The 12,690-nt window shown below is 61.0% G+C and carries 12 protein-coding genes; 11 read left to right on the top strand and 1 reads right to left on the bottom strand.

The genetic code is table 11. The features are described 5' to 3' along the window. The first annotated feature begins 10 nt into the window (after window positions 1-10). The 11 genes from ndk (at window position 11) to AB5Y70_RS01300 (ending at window position 10,770) form a co-directional block, all read left to right on the top strand. Entirely contained in the window at window positions 11-439 is a 429-nt protein-coding gene (gene ndk, locus AB5Y70_RS01350; RefSeq protein WP_010675053.1) for a nucleoside-diphosphate kinase, read from the top strand. Between the two features lie 167 nt (window positions 440-606). After that, window positions 607-1,710, top strand: a complete 1,104-nt coding sequence (locus tag AB5Y70_RS01345; protein ID WP_010675052.1) for a bifunctional tRNA (adenosine(37)-C2)-methyltransferase TrmG/ribosomal RNA large subunit methyltransferase RlmN — start codon at window positions 607-609, stop codon at window positions 1,708-1,710. A gap of 11 nt (window positions 1,711-1,721) precedes the next feature. After that, window positions 1,722-2,513, top strand: coding sequence for a PilW family type IVa pilus biogenesis/stability lipoprotein TapF (tapF, locus tag AB5Y70_RS01340; protein WP_080560523.1), 792 nt, complete (start codon window positions 1,722-1,724; stop codon window positions 2,511-2,513). Further along, complete coding sequence (locus AB5Y70_RS01335; RefSeq protein WP_010675050.1) at window positions 2,503-3,423, top strand: RodZ domain-containing protein; 921 nt, start codon at window positions 2,503-2,505, stop codon at window positions 3,421-3,423. The genes tapF and AB5Y70_RS01335 overlap by 11 nt, the downstream gene beginning before the upstream one ends. A 10-nt stretch (window positions 3,424-3,433) precedes the next feature. Beyond that, entirely contained in the window at window positions 3,434-4,564 is a 1,131-nt protein-coding gene (gene ispG / locus AB5Y70_RS01330; RefSeq protein WP_010675049.1) for a flavodoxin-dependent (E)-4-hydroxy-3-methylbut-2-enyl-diphosphate synthase, read from the top strand. A 138-nt stretch (window positions 4,565-4,702) separates the two neighbouring features. Next, window positions 4,703-5,980 carry a histidine--tRNA ligase gene (hisS, locus tag AB5Y70_RS01325; protein WP_010675048.1) on the top strand — a complete coding sequence of 426 codons (1,278 nt, stop codon included), beginning with the start codon at window positions 4,703-4,705 and terminating at the stop codon, window positions 5,978-5,980. A gap of 3 nt (window positions 5,981-5,983) precedes the next feature. After that, window positions 5,984-6,634 carry a tetratricopeptide repeat protein gene (locus AB5Y70_RS01320; protein WP_010675047.1) on the top strand — a complete coding sequence of 217 codons (651 nt, stop codon included), beginning with the start codon at window positions 5,984-5,986 and terminating at the stop codon, window positions 6,632-6,634. Continuing rightward, entirely contained in the window at window positions 6,627-7,811 is a 1,185-nt protein-coding gene (gene bamB, locus AB5Y70_RS01315) for an outer membrane protein assembly factor BamB (protein ID WP_039038719.1), read from the top strand. The genes AB5Y70_RS01320 and bamB overlap by 8 nt, the downstream gene beginning before the upstream one ends. A 74-nt stretch (window positions 7,812-7,885) precedes the next feature. Further along, on the top strand, window positions 7,886-9,382 hold the full coding sequence (der, locus tag AB5Y70_RS01310) for a ribosome biogenesis GTPase Der (RefSeq protein WP_010675045.1): 1,497 nt from the start codon (window positions 7,886-7,888) through the stop codon (window positions 9,380-9,382). Window positions 9,383-9,505: 123 nt separating this feature from the next. Then, window positions 9,506-9,736: a zinc ribbon domain-containing protein gene (locus tag AB5Y70_RS01305; protein ID WP_069651392.1), complete on the top strand. Its 231-nt coding sequence runs from the start codon at window positions 9,506-9,508 to the stop codon at window positions 9,734-9,736. Between the two features lie 71 nt (window positions 9,737-9,807). Then, window positions 9,808-10,770 carry an IS1595 family transposase gene (locus AB5Y70_RS01300; protein WP_010675043.1) on the top strand — a complete coding sequence of 321 codons (963 nt, stop codon included), beginning with the start codon at window positions 9,808-9,810 and terminating at the stop codon, window positions 10,768-10,770. A 328-nt stretch (window positions 10,771-11,098) separates the two neighbouring features. Here the strand turns inward: AB5Y70_RS01300 and mltF are convergent, their stop codons facing one another. Further along, on the bottom strand, window positions 11,099-12,592 hold the full coding sequence (mltF, locus tag AB5Y70_RS01295) for a membrane-bound lytic murein transglycosylase MltF (protein ID WP_029314683.1): 1,494 nt from the start codon (window positions 12,590-12,592) through the stop codon (window positions 11,099-11,101). Window positions 12,593-12,690 lie beyond the last annotated feature (98 nt).

Below are 12,690 nucleotides of genomic sequence, written 5' to 3'. Positions count from 1 at the left end.
AAAGAACTCAATGGCTATCGAACGTACCTTCTCCATCGTCAAGCCGGATGCGGTCAGCAAGAACCTGATTGGTGCCATTTACAGCCGCTTCGAAAGCGCCGGACTGAAAGTGGTTGCTGCCAAGATGCTGCACCTGACCAGCGAACAGGCCGCCGGTTTCTACGCCGAGCACCAGGGCAAGCCGTTTTATGATGGTCTGGTCGGCTTCATGACCTCTGGCCCCGTCATGGTACAGGTGCTGGAAGGTGAAGACGCCATCCGTCGTCACCGTGAAATCATGGGCGCCACCAACCCGAAAGAGGCCCTGGCCGGCACCCTGCGCGCCTGCTACGCCGAGAGCATCGATCGCAACGCCGTCCACGGCTCCGATGCCCCGGCCTCTGCCGCCCGTGAAATTGCCTACTTCTTCTCCGACGACGAGATCTGCCCGCGCGGCTGATGTTGTCTGCTGGTGACCAAGGGAGCTTCGGCTCCCTTTTGTTTTTTGGTCATCCTGCCAATATCCACTTATTCTCCAGGTGGAAAGCCAGACCCATTATTTGTACAATGCCGCCCCCTGACGTAGGTCAGCCGATAATTTATGAAGTGTGTGAGCTGAGGCCCCTGATGAGCGAAACAAAAACCAACCTGCTGGATCTCGACCGGGATGCCATGCGTGCCTTCTTCGTCGAGTTGGGCGAGAAGCCGTTCCGGGCAGATCAGATAATGAAGTGGATCTATCACTTCGGTTGTGATGATTTCGATCAGATGAGCAACGTCAACAAGGCGCTGCGCGAGCGGCTCAAGGCGATTGCCGAGATCCGTGCCCCCGAGATCAGCCGTGAACAGCGCTCCGCCGATGGCACCATCAAATGGGCGCTGCAGGTGGGCGATCAGGAGGTGGAGACCGTCTACATTCCGGAAGCGGACCGCGCTACCCTGTGCGTCTCCTCCCAGGTGGGCTGCGCCCTGGCGTGCACCTTTTGCTCCACCGCCCAGCAAGGGTTCAACCGCAACCTGAAAGTCTCCGAGATCATCGGCCAGGTGTGGCGTGCCGCCAAAGTGGTGGGTGGCAAGCGCCCCATCACCAACGTGGTGATGATGGGCATGGGTGAGCCGCTGCTCAACCTCGCCAACGTGGTACCGGCCATGAAGCTGATGATGGATGACTTCGGCTTCAGCATCTCCAAGCGCCGCGTCACTCTCTCCACCTCCGGTGTGGTGCCGGCGCTGGACATGCTGGGCGACCAGATCGATGTTGCCCTGGCCATCTCCCTGCATGCGCCGAACGATGCGCTTCGCTCCGAGATCATGCCGATCAACGACAAGTACAACATCGAAGCCTTCCTTGCCGGGGTACGTCGCTATCTGGCCAAGTCCAACGCCAACGGAGGCCGGGTGACCGTGGAGTATGTGCTGCTCGACCACATCAACGACGACATGCAGCATGCCCATGAGCTGGCCAAGGTCCTCAAGGAAACCCCTTGCAAGATCAACCTGATCCCGTTCAACCCCTTCCCGGGCAACCCGTTTGGCAAGCCGAGCAACAGCCGTATCGACCGTTTCTCCAAGGTGCTGATGGAATACGGCCTGACCGTCATCGTGCGCAAAACCCGTGGTGACGACATTGACGCCGCCTGTGGGCAGTTGGTGGGGGAGGTGATCGACCGCACCAAGCGCACCATGAAAAATCGGATGCAACAGGATGGGATTTCCGTCAAAATGGTTTAACTCCTAAGCCATTGTATAGACAGGAAATGGATATCCGTACATTGATCGTAGTGGCAGCGCTCTGTGCGCTGCCAGGCTGTGTCACAGAGACCACTTACGCTGGCCAGAATTCGACCCAGCGTGAAGTGGGTCCCGACCTCAAGGCCGCCGCCCAGACTCGTCTCGATCTGGGTATCCAGTATCTGCGCCAGGGCAATGCCGAGCAGGCCAAATTCAATCTCGACCGCGCCCTTCAGTACGATCCCAACAATCCTCAGGTCTACATCGGTTTTGCCTATTTCTATCAGCAGGTGTCGGATTTCAAGGCCGCCGAGGCGAGCTACAAGAAAGCGCTGGCCATGGATCCGTCCAATGCTGACGCGATGAACAACTATGGCGCCTTCCTCTGCAACCGTGGCCGCTTCGACGAAGCGGAAAAGGCGTTCTTGCAGGCCGTCAGCCAGCCCGATTACGTGAAGATCGCCGATACCTACGAGAATGCGGCGCTCTGCTCGATGCAAAATCACAGAAATGACAAGGCTGGCGAGTATTATCGTCTGGCCTTGGGGTATAATCCCCGCAATCCTAGGTTATTGCTGGACATGGCCGAGCTTTCCATGAAAGATGGCAAGCTTCCTGATGTCCAGTCTTACCTCGTGCGCTTTGCCGACGTGGCAGAGGAGAACGAGGAGAGCCTCTGGCTCCGGCTGCGGCTGGCCCAGGCCATGGACAAACCGGCATTACTTCACCAATTCGGGACTGAGCTGGTAAGGCAATATCCCACTTCGCAACAAGCCAAGCGTTACTTAGCCAATGACTACTGAACAGCCACACGATTTCCAAGACGACTCCCAGGCAGTTGGCCCAGGCCAGCTGCTGCGCAATGCCCGTGAACAGCTCGGCTGGACCCGGGAACAGGTTGCGTCCCGCATTCACCTTCGTCTGACCCTGATCGCCGCCATCGAAGCGGATACCTATGACAAGCACACGTCCCATACCTTCATTCGTGGCTATCTGCGGGCCTATGCCAAGCTCGTGGGCATCCCCGAGGAGACCATCCTCGCCGCCTACGAAAAGCTGGGACTGACTCCCCCCGACAACATCGACATGCAGAGCTTCTCCCGTCGCTCCCGCCAGCAGGCCAATGACAGCCGGCTCAAGGTGGTGACCTGGTTGGTGATTCTGGTGCTGATCGGGCTCTCCGTCGCCTGGTGGTGGCAGAGCACGGCGCGCCGCTCTGCCGGTGACGACGCCTTGGCGGCGACCGAGATGAGCGCGACCGTCAATACGCCGGAAGCGAATGTTGCCCCCGCCGTGGAGGTCGCCGAGCCCGTGCTGCCCGCAGCGTCCGATGCCGTGTCCACCCAGGTTGTGGTGAGCGGTGCCACCGCGACCCTGCCTGTGGTCGCTACGGATGCCAGCGCAGCCGTCCCGACGGACGTTTCCGGCGCGGTCTCGACTGCCGAGAGCACGACCACCGAGCCCGCCAAGGCGCCCCAGCTCAAGATGAGCTTCACCGCCGATTGCTGGCTGGACGTCAAGGATGCCAACGGCAAGACCCTGTTCAGCGGTCTGAAGAAGGCGAACGACGAACTGGTACTGGAAGGACCCGAGCCACTCAGATTCATCATTGGCGCGCCCATGGCGGTCAATCTCGAATATCAGGGCAAGTCCTTCGACATGAGCCGTTACAACAACGGCCGGACTGCCCGCTTCTCACTGCCGCAGGAGTAATCAGTCCGCCATGTCTGTTCACGAAAAGCCCGCACACGAATCACCCATCGTTCGTCGCAAATCCAGACAGATCATGGTCGGCAACGTGCCGGTTGGGGGCGATGCCCCCATCACGGTACAGACCATGACCAACACCAAGACCACGGACGTGGCCGCTACCGTCGAGCAGATCCAGCGGATCGAGCGGGTCGGCGCCGACATCGTCCGGGTCTCCGTCCCCACCATGGAGGCGGCGGAAGCGTTCAAGCTCATCAAGCAGCAGACCCGCATCCCCATCGTGGCCGACATCCACTTCGACTACCGCATCGCCCTCAAAGTGGCCGAATACGGGGCCGATTGCCTGCGCATCAACCCGGGCAACATCGGCAACGAGGAGCGGGTGCGTGCGGTGGTGGATTGCGCCCGTCACTACAACATCCCCATCCGCATCGGCGTCAACGGCGGTTCCCTTGAGCGTGATCTCCAGGAGAAATACGGCGAGCCGACCCCAGAGGCGCTGCTGGAGTCCGCCATGCGCCACGTGGATTACCTGGATCGCCTCGACTTCCAGAACTTCAAGGTGAGCGTCAAGGCGTCCGATGTCTTCCTGGCGGTCGGTGCCTATCGCCTGCTGGCCAAGCAGATCGATCAACCCCTGCATCTGGGCATCACGGAAGCGGGCGGTTTTCGCGCCGGCGCGGTCAAGTCCGCCATTGGCCTTGGCATGTTGCTGAGCGAAGGGATTGGCGACACCCTGCGCATCTCCCTGGCCGCCGATCCGGTGGAAGAGGTGAAGGTGGGCTTCGACATCCTCAAATCCCTGCGCATCCGTTCCCGCGGCATCAACTTCATCGCCTGTCCCTCCTGCTCCCGTCAGGAGTTCGACGTCATCGGCACGGTCAATGCCCTGGAAGAGCGGCTCGAAGACATCATCACCCCGATGGATGTCTCCATCATCGGCTGTGTGGTGAACGGTCCGGGGGAGGCGCTGGTCTCAGATCTCGGCCTTGCGGGCGCCGCCAACAAGAGTGCCTTCTACGAGGGGGGCCAGCGGGTCGACCGGCTCGACAACAAGGATTTGATCCCGACTCTGGAGCGTCGCATCCGTGCCCGGGCTGCCATGCTGGATCCGGCCAACCAGATCCAGGTGGACAAAGGTTGAACGATGACGGGGCCACCTGGGGTGGCCCCGGCTTTAGGTTGTTGATTTTACATCCCGCATCCGGGCTCCCGATTTTACCTCGGGGTCGAAAATCCCTATAATGCGGCCAAATTTTACCTCTTTTTCTCGAGTATCAACGTGGCAAAACAGATCCAAGCTATTCGCGGTATGAATGATTGCCTGCCGGAGCAGAGCCCGGTATGGCAGAAAGTAGAACAGATCCTGCGCCAGGTCGTGGCCAGCTATGGCTACAGCGAAGTGCGCATGCCCATCGTCGAGCAGACCCATCTGTTCAAGCGTGCCATCGGTGAAGTGACCGACGTGGTCGAAAAAGAGATGTACACCTTTGAAGACCGCAACGGCGACAGCCTGAGCCTGCGTCCGGAAGGGACCGCCAGTTGCGTGCGTGCCGGCATCGAGCACGGTCTGCTTTACAACCAGGAACGCCGGATGTGGTACATGGGCCCCATGTTCCGCCACGAGCGTCCCCAGAAAGGTCGCTATCGCCAGTTCCATCAGTTCGGGGTCGAGCTGTTCGGCATCAACGGGCCGGACATCGATGCCGAGCTCATCATGCTGACCCACCGCCTGTGGCGCCTGTTCGGCATCAGCGATCACGTGACCCTGCAGCTCAACACCCTCGGCCAGAGCAACGAACGTGCCGCCTATCGCGATGCCCTGGTCGCCTATCTGGAACAGTACAAGAGCGAGCTGGACGAAGAGAGCCAGCGCCGCATGTACAGCAACCCTTTGCGGGTGCTCGACTCCAAGGACGAGAAAGTGCAGGCCATCCTGGCGGGTGCCCCCCGTCTGTTCGATCACCTGGGCGAAGAGAGCCTGGCTCACTTCGAAGGGCTCAAGCGCCTGCTCACGGCGGCCGGCATCCAGTTCGAGGTGAACGAGCGTCTGGTGCGCGGCCTCGACTACTACAACCTGACCGTGTTTGAGTGGGTGACCAACAGCCTGGGGGCCCAGGGCACCGTCTGTGCCGGTGGTCGCTACGACGGCCTGGTGGAGCAGCTCGGTGGCCAGCCGACCCCGGCAGTGGGCTTTGCCATGGGCATGGAGCGTCTGGTGCTGATGCTTGAAACCCTCGAACTCAATGCTGACATCCGCCCGGCGGTGGATGTCTATCTCTGCATGGTGGGTGAGGGGACCGAGCAGGCTGGCTTCGCCCTGGCAGAGCGCCTGCGCGATGCCCTGCCGGACTTGCGCCTCATGAGCCACTGCGGCGGCGGCAACTTCAAGAAACAACTCAAGCGTGCCGACAAGAGCGGCGCGGCCATTGCCCTGATCCTTGGGGAGACCGAGGTGCAAAGCGGGGAGATCACCATCAAATATCTGCGTGGCCAGGCCGAGCAACAGACCGTCTCGGTCGATGCCGCCATCGCCCTGCTGGCAGCGAAAGGAGAGTAAGCTGTGGAAGTGTATACCACTGAAGAACAACAGGTTGAGGTCATCAAGAACTGGTGGAAAGAGAACGGTACCTCGGTGATCGCCGGGACCGTGATCGGTCTGGTCGGCCTCTTTGGCTGGCGCTACTACAACGAGATGCAGCAGAACAACCAGGAAGCCGCCTCCCAGGCTTACAACGAGATGACCGCCCAGCTCGCCAAGGGGGACGACGCCGCCCTGGAGCAGGCAAAGAGCTTCATTACCGCTCACAAGGGTGACGCCTATGCCGAGCTGGCTGCCCTGCAACTAGCTGCGGCCGCCGTCAAGGCGGGCAAGCTGGATCTGGCTGCCGAGCAGCTGACCCAGGTGGCCGCCAGTGGCGATGACAGCATCAAGCCCATCGCCGCCCTGCGTCTGGCCCGGGTCCTGAGCGATCAGGGCAAGGCTGACGAGGCCCTGGCCCAGCTTGGCAAGATCAACAACGACGCCTTCAAGGCCCAGGTGGCGGAAGTGCGCGGCGACATCCTGCAAAAGCAGGGCAAGGCCGAAGAAGCGCGCGATGCCTATCAGGCGGCGGCGGATGCCGGCGGCCTGCAGAGCAGCGCCGAACTCAAGCTGAAGATGGATGATCTGGCGCTGCCAGCCGTCACTGCGGGCGAGGCTCCGGATGCGTAATCTGTACAAGCGAATGGCGCTGGGGGTGGCTGTCTCCTTCGCCTTGCAGGGCTGCTCCCTGTTCAGTTCGGAAGAAGATCTCAACCCCATGGCACCCCTGCCCAAGGTCGAGTCCGCGTTCACTGCCGATACCGCCTGGTCCTCCTCGGTCGGGGATGGCATCGGCAACTTCTACTCCCAGCTCAAGCCGGTGGTGGAAGAGGACCGCATCTATGCAGCGGCCCGTGATGGCGATGTGACCGCCTTCGAGCGCGAGAGCGGCAAGGAGCTGTGGAGCGTGGATCTGGCAGATCTGCCCATCAACGCCGACAAGCGCAGCGCCCGTCTCTCCGGCGGCCTGGTTTCCCGCTACGGCAAGCTGTTCCTCGGGTCCGAAAACGGGGTGGTCTACGCCCTGAACGAGGCCAACGGCGAAGTGCTGTGGCAGACCACGGTGCCGGGGGAAGTGGTGGCGAGCCCCGCCGTCGAGGATGGCCGCGTGGTGGTGCTGACCACCTCCGGTCGCCTGGTGGCGCTCGATACCGACGAGGGCAAGCTGCAGTGGACCCTGTCCGAAGAGCAGCCGCCCCTGACCCTGCGCAGTGCCGGCGCCCCCATCATCACCAACGGTGCCGTCATCTATGGCCGCGCCGATGGCAAGGTGGGCATCGCCCTGCTGAGCAACGGTCAGCCGGTGCGTCAATCCAAGGTGGCTGACCCGCGCGGCGCCACCGAACTGGATCGGATGGTGGACGTCGATGCCAGCCCGCTGATTGCCGGTGATGAGCTCTACGCCATCGCCTACAACGGCCAGTTGATGGCGCGCAAGCTGATGAGCGGAGACGAAGTGTGGAAGCGCAAGTATTCCGGTTATCGCGACATGGCGGTGACCGGCAATGCCATCGTGCTGACCGACAGCCGCAGCCATCTGTTTGCGGTCGATCGTCGCAACGGTCTCGAGCTGTGGTCCAACACCCAGCTGGAAAACCGCACCGTGACCGCCCCCGTCATCCTGGGTGACTATGTGGTGGTCGGCGATGTGGAAGGTTACCTGTATTGGCTGGACCGTACCGACGGGACCATCAAGGCCATGCAGCAGCTCGACAGCAGTGGTCTCTATGCCGCTCCGCTGGTGGAGGGTGACACCCTGTATGTGCAGAGCCGTGACGGCAAATTGTACGCCCTCAAGCGTCCTTGATCGTCCGATAATGTGAATATCCGGCTCCTGGTCTTCGGACCCGGAGCCTTTGTCGTCTTGAGAATGAGGCTTTTATGACTCCTGTAGTTGCCCTGGTGGGCCGCCCCAACGTGGGGAAATCCACCCTGTTTAACCGCCTGACCCGTACCCGGGATGCCCTGGTTGCCGACTTCCCCGGCTTGACCCGGGACCGCAAATATGGCCAGGCGAAGCTGGGCGAGCTGGAATTTATCGTGGTCGATACCGGCGGTATCGATGGCACCGAGGAGGGGATCGAGCTGAAGATGGCCGAGCAGTCCCTGCTGGCCATCGAAGAGGCCGATGTGGTGCTCTTCATGGTGGATGCCCGTGCCGGTCTCACCGCGGCGGATCAGGCTATCGCCGAGCACCTGCGCAAGACCCACAAGAAGGTGTTTCTGGTGGCCAACAAGACCGACGGCATCGACGGTGACTCCGCGGTGTCCGAGTTCTACGGTCTGGCCCTGGGCGAGGTCTACCAGATGGCAGCCGCCCACGGCCGTGGCGTACTGAGCCTGCTGGAGCTGGCCCTGGCCCCCCACCTCGAGACCCTGGTCGGCTCTGCCACCGAGGCACAAGAGGAAGAGGAGCTGGAGGAGTTCGACGAAGAGGCCCTGCTGCGCATGGTGGCTGCCGGTGAGCTCGACACCCGGGAAGATACCAAGGAGACGCCGTTCGCCGACCTGCCCATCAAATTTGCTATCGTCGGTCGCCCCAACGTTGGCAAATCCACCCTGACCAACCGCATGCTGGGTGAAGATCGGGTCATCGTCTACGACATGCCGGGTACCACCCGCGACTCCGTCTACATCCCCATGGAGCGCGACGATCAGAAATACGTGGTCATCGACACCGCCGGCGTGCGTCGCCGTGGCAAGGTGCACGAGACGGTGGAGAAGTTCTCCGTCATCAAGACGCTCAAGGCGATTGAAGATGCCAACGTCTGCCTGCTGGTCATTGACGCCCGGGAGACCATCACGGATCAGGACTTGAGCATCCTCGGCTTCGTGCTCAACAGCGGCCGCTCCGTGGTACTGGTGGTCAACAAGTGGGACGGCCTGGATCAGAAGGTGAAAGAGGACGTCAAGAACGAGCTGGACAGACGTCTGGGCTTCATCGACTTCGCCCGGGTGCACTTCATCTCCGCCCTGCACGGCAGTGGCGTCGGTCACCTGTTCGAATCCATCAACGAGGCTTACGAGTCCGCGACCCGCCGTACCAGCACCGCCATGCTGACCCGCATCATGCAGATGGCCCAGGAAGATCACCAGCCGCCCATGGTGAATGGTCGCCGGGTCAAGCTGAAGTATGCCCATGCTGGTGGCTACAACCCGCCGCGCATCGTGATCCACGGCAACCAGCTGAACGACCTGCCGGACTCCTACAAGCGCTACCTCATCAACTACTTCCGCAAGTCGTTGAAGATCATGGGGACGCCGATCCGGGTGGAGTTCCAGGAGTCGGTCAACCCGTTCGAGGGCAAGAAGAACACCCTGACCCTGAGCCAGGAACGCCAGCGCAAGCGCCTGCTCAAGGCCAAAGCGAAGAAATAAAGCCCTGCGGCTGCCCTTACCGGCAGCCGTTTTTCTTGATGGCCCTCCTCAGGGCAGACAAACCGGGGGAGGGGCTGCGAGTGACGCCGGTGCACAGTGACGTAAAGAGGAGTCGAGAAGAGAATGAACACGCTGACCTGCCCTGCCTGTCAGGGCGAACTGGACAGCCGCAGCCGCGAGACGACGTGTGGCCAATGTCAGGCCCGTTATCGTATCCGGGCCCTGTGTCCTGCCTGCGGGCAGGAGCTGGAGCGGCTTAAGGCTTGCGGCGCGGTGGATTATTTTTGCAACCACTGCAACACCCTGGTCTCCAAGCGCACCGTTCTGTTTGAAGCGCAGCCTGACAAGGCATAAAAAAGGCGCTGTCCCAATTATGTGTTGGAAGGCTAATCTGGAAGTAGGTCATCACCGCGAGGACCTTCATCATGGATACGCCAGCCTTCCAACACCTGTTGTCCCTCTTTCCATTACTTACTCTGCGTCAGCGCCGTGTCGCTCAGCATGAGCTCGCCGCTCCACACCCGATTACGTCCCTCCATGCCCAGTTACCCACATGCTGCGGCTGTCCCCACTGCCAGGCGGATGACACCCAGCTGGCCCCCTGGGGCTGGAGCCGTGGGCTGCGTCGTTACCGTTGTAAGCAGTGTCGGCGAACCAGCTCCCTCCTCACCAAGACGCCTTTGGCCAGATTACGTAAGGCTGAGCATTGGGAGGACTACGCCCAGGCTCTCATCGACGGGCTCACTGTCCGCCAGGCCGCCGTCCGCTGCGGTGTTTGCAAGAACACCGCCTTCTTGTGGCGTCACCGCTTCCTGAAGGCGATGGCAAACCACCAGGCAACATGGGAAGAAGGCATTGTGGAAGTGGATGAAACCTTCTTCCTCGAATCGTTCAAGGGGCAGCGAGGGTTGCCTCGTCCGGCAAGACATCGTGGCGGGAAAGGGCGTACCCGGGGGACCGGGCGGGATTACATCCCGGTGATGGTGGTGCAGGACAGGGCGGGCCATCAAGCCGACTTTCAGCTGGAAAGGCTGGATGCGCAGACGGTAAAAGCGGTGTTGCAGCCACTCATCGCGCCCGATGCAGTGCTCTGCAGTGATGGTGCAGGGGTGTATGCCAGTTTCAGCCAAGCGCGGGGCATAACACATCAGGTGGTGCACAACCGTCTAGGTGAGCGAGTCATTGGGGCATACCACATCCAGCATGTGAACGGATATCACCGGCGGTTGAAGGAGTGGATGGAACGATTCCATGGAGTCGCAACCCACTACCTGAGGAATTATCTGGGCTGGCGCAGGATGCTGGAACGTTACGGCAGGGAGGTAAATACCAAGATGTGTTTGCATGAGGCGCTAGGGCACCCGATGCAACACGTAATTGGGACATAGCCATAAAAAAACCCGGCTGATGCCGGGTTTATACTGTGTGCTCCGCTATCAGCAGCGTGAAGGAGCGGTTTCTGTGCCAGATCTTGCGTTTCATGTCGGCCAGCTTGAGCTTGCGTCTCGGGCTCCAGGCACATTTGGTTTTTCGGGCCAATATGGCTCTTCTGCGTGCTCGCATCCTGTTCTCCTCCCTGGTCTTGCGTGGGGCCGAAAGGGCCCTTGGCAGGAACTGCAACGCAATGAATACATTGCAATAAGTTCGCTCCAGCGCCCCTCGTATACCCAAGGATGGTAACAGAGAACAGGGCAGGAAAACACACCCCCGGCGAGGCTAGGGGGTGATGATCTGTTTGACCACTTCGGCGATGATGGCCGGACGCTGTGCTGGCACGTCCGGCTCGCTGCTGTCGTCCTCGTCCAGCTCCTCGCGACGATGGGCCTTCTGCTGTTCGTTGTCGAGCCAGAGCAGGCTCTGGTAGTACTGGCGCACGTTGTTGACATAGTTGCGCGCCTCGCCGCCACGGGCATAGCCATAGCGCACCTTGCGATGCCAGCGTGACTGCTGCAACAGGGGCAGCACCTCTTTCACGTCGCTCCAGGCGTCCGGGTTCTTGCCCAGCTCCTTGGTCAGGCGGCGGGCATCCATCATGTGGCCGTAGCCGATGTTGTAGGCGGTGAGGGCAAACCACACTTTCTCGTCCGCCGGGACCGAGTCGGGCACCTTCGCCATCATCTCCTGCAGGTAGCGGGCGCCCCCCTTGATGCTCTCTTCCGGGTGGGTGCGATCGTTTACCCCCATCGCCTTGGCGGTCGGGCCGGTGAGCATCATCATGCCACGCACCCCGGTGTAGGAGCGTGCCTGGGGATCCCAGTGGGATTCCTGATAGCTGATGGCGGCCAGCAGCCGCCAGTCGATATCCTTGGCGTGGGTCTGGAACAGCGCTTGGTACTTGGGCAGCAGGCTCTTGGCCCGTTGCAGGAAGGTACGGGTGTCGACGAAATCGAAGTTCTGCACGTGGCCGAAGTACTTCTCGTCGAGCTTGGCGATGGCGCCATCCATGAAGCGCTGACCGAAGAAGTCGATGATGCTGGCGTAGAGGCTGTCGTCGGGCAGCTTGGTCATGGCCCAGGCCACGGTCTGCTTGCTGGCGAGGGTCAAGCCTTCGGTGAGTTCGGGGTAGTAGCGCTGGGTACGGGCCAGTATGGTGTCCTGCACCACCGTGTAGTCCACCTTGCCGTCGGCCACCTGCTTGAGCAGCTCTTCCACGTCCGCATCCCGATTGGTGCTCCACTTCAGGTTGGGGTACTGCTTGGCCAGCTCCTTCATCAGGTCCTCGCCGGTGGAGCCCGCCGGCACCACTATGCTGCCCTTGATGTCACCGAGGTTCTTGGGCCTGGGGGAGCCGTTGCGATAGACCAGCTTGGGGGAGACCTGGTAGAAGCCTGGGCCGAAGCGGAACAGCTTGCGCCGCTCCGGGGTCACGACGATGGCGGCGGCGGCGAGATCCAGCTTGCCCTTTTGCAGTTGCTCGACCAGCTCGGCGGTGCTGTAGGCCGGTACTATGGTCAGCTTGACTCCCAGCCAGTCGGCGTAAAGCTGCGCCAGCTCGTAGTCGAACCCCAGTGCGGTGTCGTCACGCTGGTAATAGGAAGTGGGGCCATAGAGGGTGCCAACCCGGATCTCGCCTCGCTGGCGGATCTGCTCCAGTTGGCTGGAGGGGTGGTAGAAGTCGCAACCGGCCAGGGCCAGCGTCAACATCATCCCGATGAACAGTCGAAAAATGCAGCGCAAGTAGGTGAGTACCCTTGTTGAAAAAATCGGCATTTGTCAAAAAAGAGGCACCTTTATACCAGAGAGTATGAAGGGAGTCACACCGCGCGAGATGAGAAAAACGTTTGTTCAGGATGGGCCTGATCCCTATA

Source organism: Aeromonas sp. s1(2024), assembly GCF_040908005.1.
Taxonomy (GTDB): Bacteria; Pseudomonadota; Gammaproteobacteria; order Enterobacterales; family Aeromonadaceae; genus Aeromonas; species Aeromonas caviae.
Note: the sequence above shows the minus strand (reverse complement) of the source record. Positions and strands in the feature narration are given on the sequence as shown.